The following is a 19687-nucleotide window of genomic DNA, read 5'->3' as shown; positions in this document are numbered from 1 at the left end:
GCGAACCCCGCCCAGGGACGGGTGTGACATGTCGTCCGGTCACGGCCGCGCCCTGCCGCCAGCGGCGATTCGCCACACGGATCCGGTACGAGCTGTCACACCTGCCACGGCGTCGGGCCCCCGCACGGCCGGAAGGGACACAGTCGGGTGGACTGGGCTCTCGCTGGAGGGCCCCGCGCCGTCGGAGGACCGACCCGCGCGGCAACCCCGCGGCTGTCGGCCATGGTCGGGTCCGCACGACCGAGGGACCCGCATCGACGCGTGTCCACGCGACGCCGCCCGCCGGCCCCCGGGTCGGTGAGCCCGCCGGTCGGTCCGACACCGCCGACGCGCCGCGCCACCGCGGACCCCTCCCGGCCCGGGGCCGTGACAATCCGGCCGGTATCGCCGGTCGCCGAACCCCGACGCACCCCCACCGGACCGGACAGCGGGCGGAATGTCACACGCCGTGGGCGAGGATGGGTCACGTGGAGAACGCCCAGGCCCTCGCCGACGCCCTGCTGACCGCCGAGTTCACGTGGGACGGCGTCGCCGCCCGGATCGGCGAGCCCGGACTGTCCGGACTCGCCCGCAACTCGACGATCCCCGCCGCCGACACCGTGGGGGACGATGCACTGGGCACACTGGTCCGCCTCTGGGCCCTCGGCGCGACCGTTCCCCGCGCCGCAGCCGACGCCGCCCTGCCGGGACTCGTGCCCTCCCTGGTGCGCGCCGGGCTCCTCGCCATCCCCGACGACGGAGTCCGCGCCCGGGTGGAGATCAAGCCGTACGCCACAGACACGGGCTGGAGCGGCTGGGTGTGCTCCGACCTCACGCCCGGGCTCGATGGCGGGCCGACGCGACCCCGCCCCGATCATGTCCTCGGCGTCTCCCCCGCGTCGACCTCCCTCGCCCAGCTCACGATCCCCGACCACGTGGGGGCCGCGCTCGACCTCGGCACGGGCTCCGGCGTCCAACTGCTGCACCTCGCGCCGCACGCGAACCGGCTGGTGGGGACCGATCTCAACCCGCGCGCCCTCGCCCTCGCACGGATCACGCTCGCCCTCAACGGGGTCGCGGCGGAGCTCCGCGAGGGCGACCTGTACTCCCCCGTCGCCGACGAGGCATTCGACCTGATCGTCACCAACCCGCCCTTCGTGATCTCACCGCCGAGTCCCGAACGACTCACCTACCGCGAGGGGATCCTGCCCGGTGACGAACTCGTCCGGCGCGTCGTCGTCGACGGCGCCGACCGGCTGGCACCCGGCGGCACGCTCCAGGTGCTGGCCAACTGGGCGGTGACGGCCGAACCGTGGGAGGAACGCCTCGCCGGCTGGGTGCGCCCGACCGGATGCGACGCTCTGATCGTCGAGCGGGAGCGCCTGGACGTCTACGCGTACATCGAGATCTGGCTCTCCGACGCGGGTCTCGACGGCAGCCCCGAGTATCGCGCCCGCTACCGCGAGTGGCTCGACTACTTCTCCGCCCTCGGCGTCACGGCCGTCGGCATGGGCTGGCTGAACCTCCGGCGGACCGGCGTCGACGAGCCCGTCGTCCGCGTCGAGAGCTGGCCCCACCTCGTCCATCAGCCGGTCGGGCCGGCGATCTCCGCGTCGTTCGCCCAGGCACGCACGGCCCGCGAGGACCCCGCCACACTGCTGGGACGACGCTGGATCGTCCCCGCCGATGTGCAGCAGGAGACCCTCGGCCACCCCGCGGCCGCCGACCCCGAGGCGATCGTGCTGCGGTCGACCACCGGGTTCGGCCGCGCGTCCCGGCTGGACACCGCCACGGCGGCGTTCGTCAGCGCGAGCGACGGCGACCTGACCGCCGGTCAACTGGCCGCCGCCATCGCCGACCTGCTCGACGTCCCCACCGCCGAACTGGTGGCCGACCTGCTGCCCCGGCTGCGCGACCTGGCCGCCGACGGGCTCATCGTCCCGGCCCGCACCCCCGTGCAGGCCTGAGAGGCCCCTCAGGGACGCTTCACCTGGCTCGCCTACACTCGACAGAGTCCGTCCGCAGTCGGGAGGTCGCGTGGACGCTCTGGGTTTCGGGCCGCTCATCGCCTGGGTGCGTGGCGTGCTCGCCGACCTCCTCGGTCCGGATCTGGCGTGGCTCGCCCTGCCGCTCACGTACGCGGCGTACGGGTTCGGGCTCGCCGCCCTGCTGACCGCCACCCGCCGCACCTGGCGCCGCGTGACCGACCGCTGGATGCTGGTCCGCCGCCCGTTGCAGCGCATCTGGCACGACTACGGGACCCGCCACCCCGGACATGCGTTCGACCTGTCGCGCCGGCTGCTGCGCGAGACGAACGTCCATCCGCTCTCACCGCTCGCGGGTCTCGTGCAGTCCACACTGTGGTTCTTCGCTGCCCGCAACGCCCTCGTGCCATGGCAGGACGCGTCCTTCCGAACCACCGTCGGGCAGGCGCCGCCGGAGTTCTTCGGGCTGGACGCCGGTGCGGGCGTCTCGGGTCTGACAGCGTGGGTCGTGTTCCTCATCGCGGCCTTGCTCGCCTGGTTCACGTCCTGGTCGATTTTCGGCCAGGTGCGTGCGCGACTGCACCGCAGGGCCTGGTTGACGCAGCGGTTCCCCGCGAAGGGGACGACGCTCGTCCCGCTGCTCTGCGTCGCGGCGTACCTCGGGCTGCTCTACAGGCTGACCGTCTGGCTGCCCGCGCTGCCGACGGTCTGGGCGACGGCGATCCTCGCGCTGCTGCTCATCCCCGCCCAGGCCATGGCGCGGCGTCAGGACCGGCGCCGTGCCCCGTTGGATGTCCGGCTGCCCGACTGGGTGTGGTACGGCGCGCTGCCCGCGCCGCGCGCCAAGCCGCGGACGACGGTCACGCGATCCCCGGCCCGCGAACCCGCTGCCGTCACCGCCTCGTCCGGGGCGACGGCCGTCGAGGAGTTCGCGGAGCCGGAGCGGCCGAAGGCACCCACGCTGCTCCTGTCCGGAATGGTCCGGCGCGTCACGGAGGCGACCGGGCGGGCCCGTGTCACGGAGGCACCCGCGGCCCGAACCCCGGTCGCGCCCACCCGTGTCCTGCCCGCCGAGTGGGCGTCTCTGGCCCCCGTGCCGACCACGCTCGGGCCGCAGGAGCCCCGCACCCTCGGCCCGTACTCGATCATCGGACGCATCGGCTCGGGCGGAATGGCGATCGTGTACCTCGCCTCGAGCCGCCGTCACGACCGGATCGCGCTCAAGGTCGCCAACCCGCTGACCTCGGTGACCGATGCCGGCGAGCGCCTCGTCGCCGAGATCACCGCGCTCGCCCGCGTCGCCGACCCGGCGGTCGTCGAGATCCACGACGCCGGGATCATCGATGACCGGCCCTACCTCGCGATGGCGTACCTGCGAGGACCGTCCCTGCACGAGGCCGTGCGTGCCCTCGGTCCGCTCACCCACCGCGACGCCCTGTGGGCCCTCGGCGAGGCGCTCGCCCAGGGCCTCGCCGCGATCCACCGCGTCGGTGTCCACCGAGATCTCAAGCCGGCCAACGTCATCCTCACCGACGCGGGTCCGGTGATCGTCGACCTCGGCATCGCGAAGCTCCGCGGTGTCACGCTCGAACTCACCCGCGAGGGAACGACACTCGGCACGATCGGCTACACGGGGCCCGAGGTGCTGCGGGCGGAGAAGGCCACCCCGGCGTCGGACGTGTTCGCCTGGGGAGCCTGCCTGGCATTCGCCGCGACCGGCCGTCCCCTGTTCGGCGGGGACACGATCGCAGCCCAGTTGGACGCCGTCCGCACCGGTCGCGCGGAGGTCACGGTGCTGCGCGACCTGGAGGCGGTCGACCCGGCGCTGGCAGCCCTCGTGAAACGCTGCACGCGGCCCGACCCGGCGGCTCGGCCCGCGGATGGGAACGCCGTGCTGCGGGCTCTGCCGCGCGGAACCCGATGGCCGGCGCCCCCGGGTGCGCTCGCCTGAGGTCTGGACGGGTGCCTCGCGTGGCGAGAGACTGCCCATGTGAGGATTGTCGCCGCTCCGGACTCGTTCAAGGAATCCATGACCGCCGCCCGTGCCGCCGCCGCAATGGCAGCCGGCATCCACGACGTGGACCCGGGCATCGACTGCATCGAGATGCCGCTCTCCGACGGAGGCGAGGGGTTCGTCGCGACGGTCGCCGGACCGCTCGGAGCCGAGGTGCGGACAGTGCCGGTCCGTGACGCGCTCGGCCGCCCGCACGACGCACAGTTCGCGCTGTCGGGACGAGTGGCGGTGCTGGAGATCGCCGAGGCTGTCGGACTCGGGCAGATCGCGCCCGCCGACCGGGACATCATGGCGTCGGCGACGTGGGGCGTCGGCGAGCTCATCGCGGCAGCCCTCGACGCCGGCGCCGACGACCTCGTCATCGGCCTCGGCGGCTCGGCCACGTCCGACGGCGGGGCGGGGATGCTCGTGGCGCTGGGCGTGCGCCTGCTGGACGCCGCGGGCGAGCCCCTGTCGGGCACGCCCGCGTCCCTGGCCTCGGTGGAGAGCGTCGATGTCACCGGCCTCGACCGGCGGTTGCGCGAGGCGCGGATCACGATCGCCTCGGACGTCCGCAACCCGCTCCTCGGGCCGACGGGGGCCGCAGCCGTGTTCGGGCCGCAGAAGGGCGCCGACCCCGCCCGCGTCGCGACCATCGACGAGGCGGTCCGTCGGTTCGCGGACATCGCAGGCAGGATCGACGCGGCGGACGCTCCGGGCGCGGGCGCGGCCGGCGGGCTCGGCTTCGCGATGCTGGCGTTCCTCGGCGGCCGGTTCCGCCCGGGCATCGACGTGTCGCTGGACTTGTGCGGTTTCGACGCCGCCGTACGAACGGCCGACTGGGTGTTCACCGGCGAAGGCGGCATGGACGGGCAGACGCTGCAGGGAAAGGCGCCCTGGGGCGTCGCCCAGCGCGCCCGCGGGCTGGGGGCCCGCGTGGTCGGGTTCGCCGGAAGCCTCGGGCAGGGCTGGGAACGCCTGCTCGACGCCGGCTTCACCGCGATCCTGCCCATCTCGAGCGGACCGGCGGAGCTGCAGACGGCCCTGTCGCGGGGCGAGGCCGACCTGCGGCGGGCGGCCGCCGCGGCCGTCCTGCTGCTGCGCGAGCCGGCCGACCGGGAGGACGACCGATGACGCACGTGTGGGGTCACCGCGGCGCCAGCGGGCACGCCCCTGAGAACACCCTCGACGCGTTCGCGGCGGCGATGAAGGTGGGTGCGGCCGGGATCGAGCTCGACGTCCACCTGAGCGCCGACGGTCGTGTGGTCGTCATCCACGACGACACGCTCGACCGGACGTGCGGTGTCCCCGGGACGGTCGCCGCGATGGCTGCCGCCGATCTTGTGTCGACGTCCGCGGCCAACGGGATGAAGGCGTTCCCCGACGCCCGCATCCCGCTGCTGGACGAGGTGTTCGACCTCGTCGCAGGGACGTCGACGATCGTCAACATCGAGTTGAAGGGGCAGCAGCCCGAGCTTCCCGACACGGTCCACCGGATCGTCCGCGATCGGGGGGCGTCCGACTGTGTCGTGTACTCGTCCTTCAATCACTACCATCTGCGGGCGCTGCAGGATCTCGGCGCGGCGTCGCCCGTGGGCGTGCTCATCGACCAGCCGCTGTTCGAGCCGTGGGAGTACGTGGCGTCGCTGGGGGCCGAGGCGCTGCACCCGCCGTACCCGTTGCTCGCGCTGCCGGGGCTCGTCACCCAGTGTCATCGCCGCGGGATCGCGGTGAACGTGTGGACACCCGACACGCCTGTGCAGTGGGAGCAGGCGCGAGCGCTCGGGGTGGACGCGGTCATCACCAACCATCCCGCGGCGGCGGTCGGCGTGCTGTCCTGAGCAGCCCGGAGCGCGCCGCGGACGCGCGGCGTGTGACAGGCTCAACCACCGGGCCCCAAGTCGGTCCTTGAGCTTGTCGAAAGGACCCGAGCGCGCACGCTCCGTCACGCCTCGCGGCTCGGCGGCGCGACCCGGACGTCCAGCTCTCGGACACCGATTTTCCTCTCGCACCCCGAACGCCTACGGTGGTGAGCGTCTGCATGACGGCCGCGCGGTGTGCTCGGGCACGCAACGCGGCGGGCGCGATGGAGGACGCCATGTGTTGTTGTCGAATGATCGCCGCGGCGTGAGGCCGCAGGTGCATCGCCGCTGAGCGACGCACCGCCCCGGGCGGCACAGCGCCCGATCCTCCTCTCCTACGCCGCGTCCACCGGGATCACGAGTACAGAACCGTTCTCGTTTCCCTGTCGGGCCGCATTCCCGACACATCCCCGTACCGCGCAGACACAAGGAACACGACATGACCACCTACGCCACCGGCGCGGAATTCCTCGTCACGCCCGAGAAGCCCTCCGTCGTGGGGCGCAGCGACATCCTGCGTCCCCTGACCCCCACCGTCCGCGGCAGATCGGCCGGCGATCTCCGCAGCGAGGTCGACATCCGTCACAGGACGCTGACCGTCGCCCTGCCCCGCGAGATCGGCGGGGACGACACGGGTCCGTCGCCCTTCGAGTACGTCCTGGGCGGGTTCGCCGGCTGCCTCACGGCCGTGGTCCAGCTCGTCGCCCGCGAGCAGGGTGTCGCCCTCCGGGACGTGGACGTGCTCGTCACCGGCACCATCGATCCGCACGGGCTCCGCGGGCTCCGCCAGGACCATGCGGGCTTCCAGACGATCACCGGGCGGGTCCGGTTGAGCGGCGACATCGACGTCCACGAGCTCTCCGACCTCGTCACCGAGGTGGAGCGGCGCTGCCCGATCCACACGCTGCTGACCGCCGCGGGCGTCCCGCCGCAGTTGCGCTGGATGGTCACGCCCGTGTGACAATCCGCGCCCGGATCAGCGGCCGACAGCCACCACCGACCACCACCACACCTCAACGGAACAAGGTGTCACACCGAGCCCCGCGATGACCGTCGACCACAGCGTGACAACCCGCGCCCGGATCAGCGGCCGGCAGCCACCACCAGCCACCACCACATCTCAACGGAACAAGATGTCACACCGAGCCCCGCGATGACCGCCGACCACAGGCGGGTGGGCGTTCAGAGACCGCGGCCCGGCAGCGGGCCGGGCACGCGGTAGTCACGCTCCGTCTCGCGGACGTCGGTGAGTTCGGCGAAAGGCGCCCACTGCGGCAGCCAGTGTCCTTGGGCGATCTGTCCGAAACCCAGGCCCTGAGCGAGGTCGCGGGGCAGGTCGGCGTAGTCCACGAGGACGCTGTCCCCGTAGCGGTGCAGCAGTTGCACGACCGCGCCCCGCCAGGTCGCCAGCGAGGACACACCGACCATTCCGGCGATGTCGCCGTTGTGCACGACCAGTCGATGCGAGCCGTCCGGGCACGGGAGGAATTGCTCGGGCGCGCCGAGCCCGTGCACCACGAGGACGCTGTGGGTCTCGGTCAGCGTGACCGTCTCGTATCCGGAGCCGTCCTGCATCACGGCGTACAGGCCGTTGTCGACCTTGCGGCCGGGCGTCACCGACAGGTCCCCGTTCGAGCGTGACCACAGCCCGCTGCGCGCGTTGTACGTCGCCACATGATGCTCGCTCCCGTCCGCGTCGAGGCGCCAGATCTCGGCGAGGTGCGGGATCGCCAGCGCGGTGACGCCGAGGATCTCGAACTCCTCGATGGGGCTGTCGGCCGTCGCCCCGGGCGCGCCGCCGGTGCCCAGCCAGGGACGCACGTGGTCGCGCACCGCGGTCGCGAACAAGAGGTCGGGCCGCGAGACGTCGCGAGCGATCGGGACGACGAGATCACGCTGGCGGACCCCGTTGCAGCGCAGCACCTCGACGGACTCCATGGCCCGGTCGAAAGCCCGCGTCCGGTGCCCGCCCGCGTGCATGAGCGTGTACCCGAGGCCCAGCGCGTCGTAGAGCTGCGACGGGGCGACGAGGTGCGCCACCTGCGCCCTCCGGTAGACGAAGCCCCGCAGCGTCCGCACGGACCCGGTGATCATCGCGTCCCCCTCCCCGGGCGCGAGGACCTTCTGGAACACGATGTCCATGTCGATGGGCAGGGGCGCGAGCGGGACGTCGTCGACCCCGAACTGGGTCGGCTGCATCAAGGTCCGGTTGGGATGGATGGGCAGCCGCAGGTCGTGGAGCGCGCCGAGCAGCGGCGTGAGCGACATCGCCATCCCGGAGCCGAGGAGGCTCCCGCCGAAGTGGGCGGAGTCGTCGGCGCTGTTCGTGGACGACGGAGGCGCCGCATCGTGCCCGGTTCCCCCGGGACCGACGACGGCGCCCCGGTCAGCGGCTTCCTGCCCGCCGCCCGGTGTCACGGTGGACGCGGCCTGCTGCCCGGGCGGGATCGCACCGCCGGGCGACGCCGGGCCCGGGGCGCTCGGGCCGGTGGCACCCCCCGGCGGCGCCAGAAGACTGTCGATGCGGGACTGCGCGGCGGCATCGATGCCGTCCGCCACGGTCCACGGCGACGCTGCTCGCCCGTCGCCCGGCTGCATACCGGTCACGCCGCTGCCCGACCTGCTCGCCGAGGCGAGGTCGGACGGATCCGCCGAATCCCCCGGCAGGTCGTCCGCCGAACCGTCCATCCGGCCGGGGACGCCGGCTCCGCTGGTGGGCGCCGCGGCCGGGCCGGTCGGGGCGGGCGCCACCTCCTGAACGGCCACCAGATCGAATGCCCGCGCCGCTGCCGCGCTCAGCCAGGACGCCTCTCCGGCGACACCCGCGACCGGTGACGCGGGCCCGGACTGCATCCGGAGGTGCTCCTCGGCGCCGGTGATCTCGGTGGTGTCCACGGAGGTGTCGAGCAGATACAGGTCACCGCCGGCGTGGCGCTCCGCGTCCACCGGATCGCTCCCGGCCTCGAATTCCGCGGCACCTTCTCCGACTGCGGCCGCCCCGGCGGCCCCTGACATCCCGGCCACGGTGCGCCGGATGTCTGCCGGGAACTGCAGAGCGGAAAACCGATCCACCAGCGCCTTCTCGTACGACACGAGGATCGCGCGCGCCGAGAACTGCAGGCCGCGGAGCTGCACGGCGGCGACCTGCTGGGCCGCCGCGTCCGCCGAGCCGGTGGAGACCAGGCCGAAGGTCGCCTCGCCGAGCCGCAGCAGGACGACGTTCATGGCCAGTTTGGTCGCCCGCACCGCCTCGGCAGCGTCCAGGCACCCCTCCGCCAGCGTCTCGCACGCCGCGGCCGTCGAGGTCAGCAGGGTCGAGATGTTGCGCGCACGCGCCGACGCCGCACGGGCGTCCGGGCCCGACCAGGCGCCCGACAGTGTCCGGAACGCCGCGTCCAGGCCCTCGGCGTCACGGGAACACGATGCGGCCTGGCCGTGCCACGTCGCCGCGAGCGCATCGAGTCCGTCTTCGTCGGCTTGGGGAAACAGTCCTTCATAGACCCAACTCGGAACGCAGGCGGGGGCGGTCACCATGATCATCCGATGTCCCTCGCGGCCTCGATCTCGCTCTGTTCGAGGATCTCCTGGGCGGCGGCGGTCGCGAGCAGGTCGGCTCCGGCGTGGGCGAGTTGGTTCGCGTGCTCGACGGCGCCGATCGCCGCGTCCTGGGCGCTGGTCAGGTAGGCGGCTCCGAACGCCGCGCCGTATCGATCGGAACCCCAGCACACGCCAGCGGCGGCCAGCCCGTTGCGAAACGCCGCGACGGACTCCGCCGCCGCCTGGGCGAGCTCGTCGACCGACGCCCCCACCGACCGTGTAGCCCCCGGATCGAAGGAGATGTCACGGCTCATACGGGCCCGGCCCCTCCCCAGGATCGCGTTTCGCCCGCCGCGCGATGGGCTCGTCGGCGTGCGGGGCCGACTGTCCGCGGAGTCGGGAGATGAGTTCGGGCGGCAGCATACGCGTGACCTCGGGCATCCCGCCGAGGAAGTCGCCCAGCGGGTCGGGGATTCCGTCGGGGCCGACACCGGCGAGGTCTCGATACTGCGCGGCGGCGTCGTCCGCCGCGTCGGCTGCGGCATCCTTCACCGCGTCGCGCAGGCGCTGGACGGATCCGAAGCGGAGGACGGCGGGCGTGAAGTGAATGTCGACAAGGCACCCGGACGCGTCCACCGTCACGCGGACGGCGCCGTGTTCGGCCTCGCCGCGCCCCGCGATGCGTCCGAAGCCGTCGCGTACCCGCTGCGCCCGGTCCATCGCCGCGGCAAGGTCACGCTCGGCGTCCGCGGCGGCGCCGCCGAGTTCGGCGACGCGCCCGGGGAGGTCGCCGTGGACGTGCGCGGCAAAGTCCGCGAGCGGCGGCTCGGCGGGGTGCTCGGAGACGCTCACGGCCATCCTCCTGGTCACAAGTCAGGGCACCGTTCTATCAAGCCTCGGGGTCAGACGTCTCACAGCGCCACGCCACTACGGTGGAGTCATGACTGATCCGTGGCGCCCCGAGCTGTGGGAACCCGTTGCAGGGTTCGAGTTCACCGATATCACCTACCACCGTGCGCTGGACGTCCCGGCCGTGCGGATCGCCTTCGATCGTCCCGAGGTGCGAAACGCCTTCCGCCCGCAGACCGTCGACGAGCTGGCCACGGCGCTCGAGCACGCACGGACGAGTTCGGACATCGGCTGCGTCCTCCTGACCGGCAACGGCCCGTCGCCGAAGGACGGCGGCTGGGCGTTCTGCAGCGGCGGCGACCAGCGCATTCGCGGGCGCGCCGGGTACCAGTACGCGGACGGCGACACTGCCGAGGACGTCGATCCCGCCAGGCTGGGACGGCTGCACATCCTCGAGGTCCAACGCCTCATCCGGTTCATGCCGAAGGTCGTGATCGCTCTCGTCAACGGGTGGGCCGCCGGCGGCGGGCACTCGTTGCACGTCGTGTGCGACCTCAGCCTCGCCTCGCGCGAGCACGCGCGCTTCAAGCAGACCGACGCCGATGTCGGGTCGTTCGACGCCGGGTTCGGCTCGGCGTACCTGGCCCGTCAGGTGGGTCAGAAGTTCGCGCGCGAGATCTTCTTTCTCGGTGACGTGTACGACGCGGAGGCGGCCCACCGGATGGGCATGGTGAACGCCGTCGTCGACCACGCGGAGCTGGAGACGGTCGGGCTCGACTGGGCGGCGAAGGTGTGCGGCAAGTCACCCACCGCGCAGCGGATGCTGAAGTACGCGTTCAACGCGATCGACGACGGCCTGGTCGGACAGCAGGTGTTCGCGGGCGAGACGACCCGGTTGGCGTACATGACCGACGAGGCCGTCGAGGGGAGGGACGCCTTCCTGCAGAAGCGCCCTCCGGACTGGTCGCGGTTCCCCTACTACTACTGAGGCTGCGCTGCGGGCCGCCTCCCGGCCGGCGTCCGGCCGTTCTCGGGGTCCGCCGCGGCCCGGGGCACGAGGCGCGCGGAGTTGAGGATGAAGGCGGACTCGCTGGCGACGTGAACGATCGCGGCGAGCAGCGGTCCGAGGATGCCCAGCGCGGCGAGAACCATGCCGACGAGGTCCACGGCGATCGTCCCCACGACGTTGGTGACGATGATGCGGCGGGCCCTGCGGGCGGTTCGCACGGCCTGCACGAGGTCCCGCAGGTCGGAGCTGATGAGCACGATGTCGGCGCTCTCATGGGCGACGTGCGTGCCCGTCCCCATGGCGATGCCGACCTGTGCCTTCGCGAGGGCGGGGGCGTCGTTCACGCCGTCGCCGACCATCGCCACCCGCCGCCCGGCCCGCCGCAGTTCCTCCACGAGCGCGACCTTCTGGGTGGGCAGGAGGCCGGCGTGGACATCGTCGATGCCGAGGGCGTCGGCCACCGAGCGGGCGTTCGACGCGCTGTCCCCCGTCATCATCACGACCCGGAATCCCAGGCCGTGGAGCTGCTGCACGCATGGTGCCGCGGACTCCCGGAGCGAGTCCGCGAGGAGGATCGTCCCCGCGTAGGAGTTGTCGATCGACACGTGCACGGCCGTCCGCCCGGCGGTCGGCGCATCCGCTGAGGGGGCGTCCTCGACGAGGGCGCTGCTGCCGGCCTGGACCGACCGTCCGTCGACGGTGGCACGGATGCCGAGCCCCGGCCGGTAGTCGAAGTCCTGCGGAGTCCCGGCCGGAAGCCCCAGCGCCCGGGCGTGAGCCACGATCGCCTGCCCGATCGGGTGCTCCGAGTAGGACTCCGCGGTCGCCGCCACGGTCAGGATCTCGTCGGATGTGTGTCCGGGGGCGGCGCGGACGTCCGACACCGCGGGTGCGCCCACGGTCAGCGTCCCGGTCTTGTCGAACACCATCGTGTCGATCCCCGAGAGCGCCTCCAGGTGGGTGCCGTCCTTGACGAACGCTCCCGCACGGGCGGCTCGGGCGATGGCGGCGAGGACGGCCAGCGGGGTGCCCGCGGCGACGCCACAGGCCCCGGCGACGAGCACCACGGAGATGGTCGCGGTCGGGTTCCGCGTGAGGAGGTAGGTGACCGCTGCGCCGCCCAGGGCGATATAGACCAGCCACGCGGCGATCCGGTCGGCGAGGCGCTGGACCGGCGCCCTGGACTCCTGCGCGGCCTGCACCGCCGCCACGATCTGCCCGTAGGACGAGTCGGCGCCGACCCGTTGCGCACGTACCTCGACCGCTCCGTCCTGGTTCACCGATCCGGCGAACACCTCGCTGCCGACGCCGACGTCGACCGGCAGCGGCTCGCCGGTGATGCGGGACTGGTCGACCGACGTCCGGCCCTCCACGACCGTCCCGTCGACGGGGACCCGCCCGCCGGGGAGCACGACGACGACATCGCCGGTCGACACCTGGTCGAGCTCGACGGAGTCGACGCGGTCGCCGGTGCGGATCTGCACCGTCGAGGGGAGGAAACGCACCAACTCGGTGAGCGCATCGCGGCCGCGGTCCATGGAGAGGTCCTCAAGGATCTCGGCGGCGAGGACGAACACGGTGATGACGAGGGCTGTCACCCACTCCCCGATCGCGGCTGCCGCGGCGATCGCGATGAGCATCGAGAGTTCCATGCTCATCCGCCGTGCCCGGATGTCCTCCCATGCCTCGGTCAGGATCGGCCAGCATCCGACGACCAGACCGACCGCCGCGATGGCGACCAGGAGCCACCACGGAGTGGCCAGCCAGGAGACGAGCGCGCCCGCGAGCGCCAGCACGGCGACGACCCCAAGGCGCACGAGGTCGGCGCGATCGATGCGCCGCAGCAGATCGCCGAAGGATTCGGGCGCGTACTCGGCCGAGCCGGGACGCTGCGCGGGCCTGGTGGCGCTCATCGAGGTCCGTCCTGCTGCTCGACGGGGCTCTCGGCCCGATGGTGTCGCGGCCAGAAGTCGACCACGTGCTCTGCCTGGAAGACCGCCTGATGCACCAGTTCGCGTGCGTGTTCGTCGATCAGGCTGTAGTAGACGCGCGTCCCCTCCTGGCGGGTCTGCACGACCTTCGCCCAGCGCAGCTTCGCCAGGTGCTGCGAGACTGCGGTCGGCGCCTTCCCGACCTGGTCGGCGATCTCACCGACCGACAGCTCGCCCGCCTCCAGCGCCAGGATGATTCGGATCCGCGTCGCATCGGACAGCAGGGAGAACACTTCGGCCGCGAGGTCGACGTACTCGGCGTCGACCACCGCGACGAACGAGGGCTGCGTATCTGCATGCATGCGCATATATTAATTGGTAAGGCATCGCTTACCTCACCTGACTACGATGCGGACACCCCCGCCGGGGCCGGTTCAGGAGGCCAGCATCCGCTCGCGCAGCGAGTGATAGATCGGCGGCCCCTTCACGGCGGTCGCGGCGAGGACCGCGGCTGCACACGCGGCGAACATGACGGTGGTAAGAGAGGCGGTATTCGTCATCTCGACGATGAGGACGACAGCCGTCAGCGGCGCCCGCACGGTCGCGGTGAAGAAGGCCGCCATGCCGACGACGGCGAAAGGGACCGCGCTCCCTCCGACGACCCCCGCGGCAGCCGCTCCGCCGACCGCCATCACAGCGTCGTGGAAGAGGACGCCCAGCAGGGCTCCGAGCGCCAGCAGCGGCGCGAACAGCCCTCCCGGCGCTCCCGCGGCGTAGGAGAGCGGACCGGCGACGAAACGGACGGCGGCGTAGAGGAGAAGGGAGCCGACCGCGAGCTGCTGCCCGCCGAGCACCATCTGCGCGATGTCGTCGCCCCCGCCGCCGAAGAGGGGATCGATCCACAGCAACAGCCCGACGGCCGCCCCGATGGCGCCCGCACGCGCCGCGGCGGGCACGCGCAGCCGGTCGGTGCCGCGCAGCATCCCCATCACGACCGCGTTGTACCCCACGCCGAGCAACCCGACGAGCAACCCGAAGACCACATAGATCCACAGCGCCCCCAGCGGCGGTGCCGTGACCGCCGGGACCGAGAACACGAAGTGGCCGGGCTCGACGTAGCGCGAGACCCCCACCGCGACCGACGTCGTCACCAGGGTGAGAAGGACCACCCGCAGCCGGACGGATCGCGTCACCTCCTCCACGGTGAACAGCGCCCCGCCCACCGGGGCGTTGAAGGCGACCGCGAGGCCGGCTCCGCCGACGGTCGTGTACAGGAGTTTGCGTTCGTAGTCGCTGAGGCGAAACCACCGTCCGACCTCGGATCCGATGGATGCCCCCAGGTGGACGCTCGGCCCCTCGCGTCCGAGGACGAGTCCCGACCCGATCGCAACGAGCCCGCCGGCGAAGCGGGCCGGGATCACCCCGGGCCCCGGCAGATCGTGCTCCTCCCGCCAGACGGCCTCGACGTCCTGGATCCCGCTCCCGGCCGCGCGGGGAGTGATTCGCGCGAAGAACTGCCCGACGACCGCGCACACCGCGACGAAGACGACGGGGACGAGCCAGCCGAGGGCCGGGGGCAGGGTGCGCACCCACTCGAGCATCACCGCGCGCAGTTCGCCCAGCCGCTCCAGGCACCAGCGGAAACAGCCGCCGACGACCCCGATCCCGACCGCTGCGACCAGAGCGGCCACGATGAACACGGCCATGGTGCGACGGGACGCGAACGGATCGACGCGCGCCCCGAACTTCACCGTCCTGACCCTACTCCGCGCGGCCGGCGCGCGGCCGGGGTCGCACGACCCACCGTCCCGTGACGAACCGTGCGCCCACCTCGCCGATCCCGGCCCGTCGCGGATCGTGACGCGGAATCGAGGCCGAAAAGTCACACGCCGGGACGGCTCACCGGCGCGGGGCGGAGGACAGCCCTACTCGGCCAGGCCGTACAGCCGGTCGCCGGCGTCCCCGAGGCCGGGCACGATGTACCCGACGTCGTTGAGCTTCTCGTCGATCGCCGCGACGACGAGCGTCGTCGGGACGCCCACCGGGTCGACGAGCGACCGCATGTGCTCGATCCCTTCGGGAGCGGCCAGCAGGCAGATGCACACGATGTCGGTGGCGCCGCGGTCGACGAGGAATTGGACGGTCCCGCCCAGGGAACCGCCCGTGGCGAGCATCGGATCGAGGACGAAGCACTGCCGTCCCGAGAGGTCCCGGGGCAGGCGTTCGGCGTACGTGAACGGCTGCAGCGTCTTCTCGTCCCGCACCATCCCCACGAAGCCGACCTCGGCGGTCGGCACGATCCGGGTCATGCCGTCGAGCATGCCGAGCCCGGCGCGCAGGATCGGGACGACGAGGGGCTTCGGGGCGGCCAGCCGGACGCCGGTCGTCGGGCCGACCGGGGTCTCGATGTCCACGGGTTCCACACGAATCTTGCGGGTCGCCTCGTACGCGAGCAGCGTGACCAGTTGATCCACGAGGCGGCGGAAGGTCGGCGAGTCGGTCCTCTTGTCGCGGAGGACCGTGAGCTTGTGACTCACGAGCGGGTGATCGAGTGCGATGACGTCCACACCGAGCACTGTCCCACATGGTCGCCGCACACGGTGGACGTCCGGCGACATTCCGGCCGCGCGCCGTGGTGGTGGCACGAACGTGCGTCCGAGCAGTCCTTCGGGAGGCGTGTTTCTCGTCGGCGAATCTGACACGATGGACGCATGTCTGCCGACGAGGAGTCCGTGAGCGATTACGAAGACCTGCCCGACTTGGCCGACGGCGACGATCGGCCGGGCATCGAGGACGACCTCGAGTACTTCGACGATTCGCAGGAGTACGACGAGGACGAGGACTACCCGGAGGATGCGACCGAGGACGATCTCGACTTCGCCATCGCGGTGTACCGGGAGGACGGCGAGCCCGCCGCGCAGACTCTCGCGCTCGAGACCGCCAACGATCTGGAGGAGTTGATCGACGCCCTGCGCCGGCTCCCCGGGGACGGGGGTGCGCTCGGCGCCGTCTCCATCGAGGAGGAGTTCTTCGTGCTCGTGCGCGTACGCGGGAAGCATGTACAGACGTTCCTGTCCGACGTGTACGCCGCGAACGACTGGCCCATCGCGCGGGACGTGTGCGACTTCCTGGGCGTGGACCTGCCCGACGAGGACGAGGAGGACGAGGATCCGTCGCCCGTCGGCGACCTCAACATCCTGACCGATCTGGGTCTGAGCGAGCTCGATCTGCAGACCCTCGCGACCGACATCGACGAGTCGACCGACGAGTTGGCGCTCATGGCGCTCGACCGGATCGGGCTCGGCAGCCTGGCCCGCACGGTGGTCGAGGCGGAGTTCAACTGACGACCGGCGACGGTCCCGCAATGACGGGTGGAACGCGCTGGCGCGAGGCGATGTCACTGGCGCTCACCGAGGCGCGGGCCGCGCTGCCGCACGGCGACGTCCCGGTCGGGGCGGTCGTCCTGGACGCCGCGGGCGTGCCGCTCGCGACGGGCCACAACGAGCGTGAGCTCACCGCCGATCCGACGGCCCATGCGGAACTGCTCGCGCTGCGGCGTGCGGCGGATGCGCTCGGCGTGTGGCGGCTGACGGGCTGCACCCTCGTGGTGACGCTGGAGCCCTGCACGATGTGCGCCGGTGCGCTCGTCGCGGCACGCATCGCGACACTCGTGTTCGGCGCGTACGACCCCAAGGCCGGCGCCGTCTCGTCACTGTGGGACGTCGTCCGCGACCCGCGCCTGCCGCACCGGGTGGACGTGGTCGGAGGCGTCGCCGCCGACGCGTGCGGCGAGTTGCTGCGCGCGTTCTTCGCCACCCACCGCTGACGCGCCCTCGGTGTGAGGACACCGGAACCGGGGAGCCGCCGCGAACGGCGACTCCCCGGCCTCAGGGGTTCCTCACTCTGCCGTGGCAGAGCGGATCGGTGACGTCGGTGGTGGATTCAGCTTCGCGATCCGGCCGAGACGAGCGGATCCTGCTCGTTCCGGTCGTCGGCGACGGGCTCGGTCGCATCGTCGTCGGCGAAGAGGTTCTCGGCGTCGGCGGCGTCGTAGCGGGCGCGGTCGAGGATGCCCTCGCGTTCGGCCACGATCACCGGGACGAGCGCCTGCCCGGCCACGTTCACGGCGGTGCGGCCCATGTCGAGGATGGGGTCGATGGCGAGCAGCAGGCCGACTCCCTCCAGGGGCAGCCCCAGGGTGGACAGGGTCAAGGTGAGCATCACGGTGGCGCCCGTGAGTCCCGCGGTGGCAGCGGACCCGACGACGGACACGAAGACGATCAGCAGGTAGTCGGTCACCGACAGGTCCAGCCCGAAGAACTGCGCGACGAAGATGGCCGAGATCGCCGGATAGATGGAGGCGCAGCCGTCCATCTTCGTCGTCGCTCCGAGAGGCACGGCGAAGCTCGCATACGACGAGGGGACGCCCAGGTTGCGCTCGGTGACGCGCTGGGTGACCGGCAGCGTCCCGAGGGACGACCGGGAGACGAAGGCGAGCTGGATGGCCGGCCACGCGCCGCGGAAGAAGCGTGTGATGGACAGCCCGTGTGCGCGCAGCAGGACCGGGTACACGACGAACAGCACGATCGCCAGGCCGGCGTAGATCGCGACCGTGAACCAGCCGAGGCTCGCGACCTTCGCCCAGCCGTAGGTGGCGACCGCGGCGCCGATGAGGCCGAGGGTGCCCAGCGGCGCGAGGCGGATGATCCACCACAGCACCTTCTGCAGGACGGTCAGCAGCGACTGGGAGAACGCGAGGAACGGCTCCGCCTTCGGCCCGGCCTTGATCGCGGCGATCCCGACCACGATGGCGACGACGAGGATCTGCAGTGCGTTGAACGACAGCGATGTGGTGACGTTCCCGAGGCCCCCGTCGGCGCCGGCGGTGGCCGTGCTGGACGCCTGGAGGCCGAGGAAGTTGGCGGGGATGAGGCCCTTCAGGAAGTCCAGCCAGGTGCCGGTGCGGCCGGGTGCCGACGCCGACGACTCGGCGACGGTGGTGTGGCCCTGTGCACCGGGCTGGAGGATCAGCCCGAGCGCGATGCCGATGGTGACCGCGATGAGGGCGGTGATGGCGAACCACAGCAGGGTGCGACCGGCCAGGCGCGCGCCGTTGGCCACGCCGCGGAGGTTGGCGATCGAGGCGACGATGGCGAAGAAGATCAGCGGCGGGACGATCGCCTTCAGCAGGGCGACGAAGCTCGTGCCGATGGTGGACAGTGTCGCGGTGAGCCAGTTCGGCTCGCCCGACGGGGTCTCGCCGAGCGCGAGGGCGGCCCAGCCGAGGGCCACGCCCAGCACGAGGGCGGCGAGGATCTGCACGGAGAAGGAGGGAAACCGGAGGCGGGGCCTTCGCCCGCGTGCGGTGGTTTCAGCACCGGACATGGGTGTGCCTTTCGAGTACGGGGGGTGCCGTAGCGCCGGAGGCGGCGCTCGGCAGGGAAAGACCCTGTGGGGACGGGGCTACGCGGCTGTCACCGACAACAGCGCATGTCCACGCTGCGCACACGGCACAGGTCGGCCACCGGGCGGGTGGTCAGCAACCTACGCGTGGGCACGGAATGACTCCTGTTCGCAGCGGGATCTGCCGGCGAAGACGCCGGACACGAGAAATATCCCCGAGAACTCGGTGAAAGGCAAATGATTCTGCTGAGGTCCCACATCGTGATACCTCCGGATCGTCGGCTGCGGACCCCTCGCCGGGCCGGCGCGAGGCGTCCTCATCGTCACGACGCCGACTGCTGTGCGGAGGCGGCCCGCGGGCCAAGACCTGTGCGGAGCCCGCCTCCCGCCTCATTGCCGCGGTGCGTCGTGTGCCCGTGCGTCGTCCGGGACCAGGCCGAGGGGATTGCGGTCCTGCTCGGTGGCGTCGTCGCGGTCGGTCGATCGGGTGGTCTCGACGAGCGCCTCGTCGGCTGCGAGCCGCGCCCTGGCCTGCGCCGTCGCGTACGCGTATGCGTCGCTGCCGAGCAGGAGCCGGACCGGCGGGCCGACCTCGGACGCGAGCACTTCGGTGAAGCCGCTCGTGGCCCATTTCGCCGACTGGTAGGCGGCCAGGCCGGGGGTCGCGAGGCGTGCCCCGACCGAACTGACGTTGACGATGTGCCCCGAGCCCTGCCGGCGGAGGACCGGGAGTGCCGCCCGGGTCGTGTGGACGGTGCCGAAGAACACGGTCTCCACCTGATCGCGGAAGGACTCCTCCGTGGCGGTCTCGATCGGTTCCACATTGGCGTACCCGGCGTTGTTGACGACGACATCGAGGCGCCCGAACGCCGACAGCGCGAGCGCGACGGCAGCGTCCGCCTGGGCGCGATCCCTCACGTCGTGCGCGATGGTGCGTAGCGTGTCGGGGTGGATCGTCGTGAGATCGTCGAGCGTCTCGGGGCGGCGCGCCGTGGCGACGACGCGATCGCCGTGCCGAAGCGCTGCCTCGACGATCCTGCGGCCGAGCCCGCGCGAGCTGCCGGTGATGAGCCAAACGGTGCTGGTCATGAGCGTGCGTTCCCTTCGCGTGGAGTGGGGCCGGAGCGCCTCCGTGGGCC

General features: G+C 72.1%; 17 protein-coding genes. 8 read left to right on the top strand and 9 right to left on the bottom strand.

Going from position 1 to position 19687, the window contains the following annotated elements; genetic code table 11:
• Positions 1-467 precede the first annotated feature (467 nt).
• The 5 genes from G555_RS0110135 to G555_RS21240 all read left to right on the top strand — a co-directional run bounded on the left by G555_RS0110135 (position 468) and on the right by G555_RS21240 (position 6780).
• Positions 468-1946, top strand: a complete 1479-nt coding sequence (locus tag G555_RS0110135) for a DUF7059 domain-containing protein (protein WP_245581257.1) — start codon at positions 468-470, stop codon at positions 1944-1946.
• 70 nt (positions 1947-2016) lie between these two features.
• A complete protein-coding gene (locus G555_RS21245) occupies positions 2017-3915 on the top strand; it encodes a serine/threonine-protein kinase (RefSeq protein ID WP_051208749.1) in 1899 nt (632 codons plus the stop codon).
• A gap of 39 nt (positions 3916-3954) precedes the next feature.
• Positions 3955-5091, top strand: a complete 1137-nt coding sequence (locus tag G555_RS0110125; RefSeq protein WP_028708793.1) for a glycerate kinase — start codon at positions 3955-3957, stop codon at positions 5089-5091.
• Positions 5088-5798 carry a glycerophosphodiester phosphodiesterase gene (locus G555_RS0110120; protein WP_028708792.1) on the top strand — a complete coding sequence of 237 codons (711 nt, stop codon included), beginning with the start codon at positions 5088-5090 and terminating at the stop codon, positions 5796-5798. Before G555_RS0110125 ends, G555_RS0110120 begins: the two co-directional genes overlap by 4 nt.
• Positions 5799-6258: 460 nt before the next feature.
• On the top strand, positions 6259-6780 hold the full coding sequence (locus tag G555_RS21240) for an OsmC family protein (protein WP_051208747.1): 522 nt from the start codon (positions 6259-6261) through the stop codon (positions 6778-6780).
• Positions 6781-7001: 221 nt separating this feature from the next.
• Here the strand turns inward: G555_RS21240 and G555_RS22290 are convergent, their stop codons facing one another.
• From G555_RS22290 to G555_RS0110100, 3 genes are read right to left on the bottom strand one after another with little or no spacing between them, the layout of a single operon-like run.
• Positions 7002-9359: a WXG100-like domain-containing protein gene (locus G555_RS22290; protein WP_028708791.1), complete on the bottom strand. Its 2358-nt coding sequence runs from the start codon at positions 9357-9359 to the stop codon at positions 7002-7004.
• Positions 9356-9670, bottom strand: a complete 315-nt coding sequence (locus tag G555_RS19160; protein ID WP_036922391.1) for a hypothetical protein — start codon at positions 9668-9670, stop codon at positions 9356-9358. The genes G555_RS22290 and G555_RS19160 overlap by 4 nt, the downstream gene beginning before the upstream one ends.
• A complete protein-coding gene (locus G555_RS0110100) occupies positions 9660-10208 on the bottom strand; it encodes a YbaB/EbfC family nucleoid-associated protein (protein WP_169337897.1) in 549 nt (182 codons plus the stop codon). The genes G555_RS19160 and G555_RS0110100 overlap by 11 nt, the downstream gene beginning before the upstream one ends.
• 88 nt (positions 10209-10296) lie before the next feature.
• On the opposite strand from G555_RS0110100, the gene G555_RS0110095 reads away from it, so the two are divergent.
• Complete coding sequence (locus G555_RS0110095) at positions 10297-11193, top strand: 1,4-dihydroxy-2-naphthoyl-CoA synthase (protein ID WP_028708789.1); 897 nt, start codon at positions 10297-10299, stop codon at positions 11191-11193.
• On the opposite strand, the gene G555_RS19155 is transcribed toward G555_RS0110095, so the two are convergent.
• The 4 genes from G555_RS19155 to upp form a co-directional block, all read right to left on the bottom strand.
• Positions 11187-13127, bottom strand: coding sequence for a heavy metal translocating P-type ATPase (locus tag G555_RS19155; RefSeq protein ID WP_084635162.1), 1941 nt, complete (start codon positions 13125-13127; stop codon positions 11187-11189). The two genes, G555_RS0110095 and G555_RS19155, sit on opposite strands and share 7 nt — an antisense overlap.
• Positions 13124-13507: an ArsR/SmtB family transcription factor gene (locus G555_RS19150; RefSeq protein WP_036922389.1), complete on the bottom strand. Its 384-nt coding sequence runs from the start codon at positions 13505-13507 to the stop codon at positions 13124-13126. Before G555_RS19150 ends, G555_RS19155 begins: the two co-directional genes overlap by 4 nt.
• A 72-nt stretch (positions 13508-13579) precedes the next feature.
• Positions 13580-14896, bottom strand: coding sequence for a chloride channel protein (locus G555_RS19145; protein ID WP_211223231.1), 1317 nt, complete (start codon positions 14894-14896; stop codon positions 13580-13582).
• A 174-nt stretch (positions 14897-15070) separates the two neighbouring features.
• Positions 15071-15712 carry a uracil phosphoribosyltransferase gene (gene upp, locus G555_RS0110075; RefSeq protein WP_028708788.1) on the bottom strand — a complete coding sequence of 214 codons (642 nt, stop codon included), beginning with the start codon at positions 15710-15712 and terminating at the stop codon, positions 15071-15073.
• 144 nt (positions 15713-15856) lie between these two features.
• Here upp and G555_RS0110070 point away from each other — a divergent pair, with 144 nt between their 5' ends.
• Complete coding sequence (locus G555_RS0110070) at positions 15857-16489, top strand: tRNA adenosine deaminase-associated protein (protein WP_028708787.1); 633 nt, start codon at positions 15857-15859, stop codon at positions 16487-16489.
• A gap of 20 nt (positions 16490-16509) precedes the next feature.
• Positions 16510-16971, top strand: a complete 462-nt coding sequence (locus G555_RS0110065; protein WP_028708786.1) for a nucleoside deaminase — start codon at positions 16510-16512, stop codon at positions 16969-16971.
• A gap of 116 nt (positions 16972-17087) precedes the next feature.
• On the opposite strand, the gene G555_RS0110060 is transcribed toward G555_RS0110065, so the two are convergent.
• Positions 17088-18467, bottom strand: coding sequence for a dicarboxylate/amino acid:cation symporter (locus G555_RS0110060; RefSeq protein ID WP_245581256.1), 1380 nt, complete (start codon positions 18465-18467; stop codon positions 17088-17090).
• A gap of 471 nt (positions 18468-18938) precedes the next feature.
• On the bottom strand, positions 18939-19637 hold the full coding sequence (locus G555_RS19140) for an SDR family NAD(P)-dependent oxidoreductase (protein WP_051208744.1): 699 nt from the start codon (positions 19635-19637) through the stop codon (positions 18939-18941).
• Positions 19638-19687: the final 50 nt, after the last annotated feature.

Origin of the sequence: Propionicicella superfundia DSM 22317 (assembly GCF_000423465.1) — a bacterium.
GTDB classification, from domain to species: Bacteria; Actinomycetota; Actinomycetes; order Propionibacteriales; family Propionibacteriaceae; genus Propionicicella; species Propionicicella superfundia.
The sequence above is the reverse complement of the archived record's forward strand: the minus strand, read 5'-3'. Positions and strand labels throughout refer to the sequence as shown.

Coding starts and splice junctions, on each gene's coding strand:
- G555_RS22290 (WP_028708791.1), bottom strand. CDS start 9,359: ATGATCATGGTGACCGCCCCCGCCTGCGTTCCGAGTTGGGTCTATGAA.
- G555_RS19155 (WP_084635162.1), bottom strand. CDS start 13,127: ATGAGCGCCACCAGGCCCGCGCAGCGTCCCGGCTCGGCCGAGTACGCG.
- G555_RS19160 (WP_036922391.1), bottom strand. CDS start 9,670: ATGAGCCGTGACATCTCCTTCGATCCGGGGGCTACACGGTCGGTGGGG.
- G555_RS21240 (WP_051208747.1), top strand. CDS start 6,259: ATGACCACCTACGCCACCGGCGCGGAATTCCTCGTCACGCCCGAGAAG.
- G555_RS0110065 (WP_028708786.1), top strand. CDS start 16,510: ATGACGGGTGGAACGCGCTGGCGCGAGGCGATGTCACTGGCGCTCACC.
- G555_RS19140 (WP_051208744.1), bottom strand. CDS start 19,637: ATGACCAGCACCGTTTGGCTCATCACCGGCAGCTCGCGCGGGCTCGGC.
- G555_RS19150 (WP_036922389.1), bottom strand. CDS start 13,507: ATGCATGCAGATACGCAGCCCTCGTTCGTCGCGGTGGTCGACGCCGAG.
- G555_RS0110070 (WP_028708787.1), top strand. CDS start 15,857: ATGTCTGCCGACGAGGAGTCCGTGAGCGATTACGAAGACCTGCCCGAC.
- G555_RS0110120 (WP_028708792.1), top strand. CDS start 5,088: ATGACGCACGTGTGGGGTCACCGCGGCGCCAGCGGGCACGCCCCTGAG.
- G555_RS0110095 (WP_028708789.1), top strand. CDS start 10,297: ATGACTGATCCGTGGCGCCCCGAGCTGTGGGAACCCGTTGCAGGGTTC.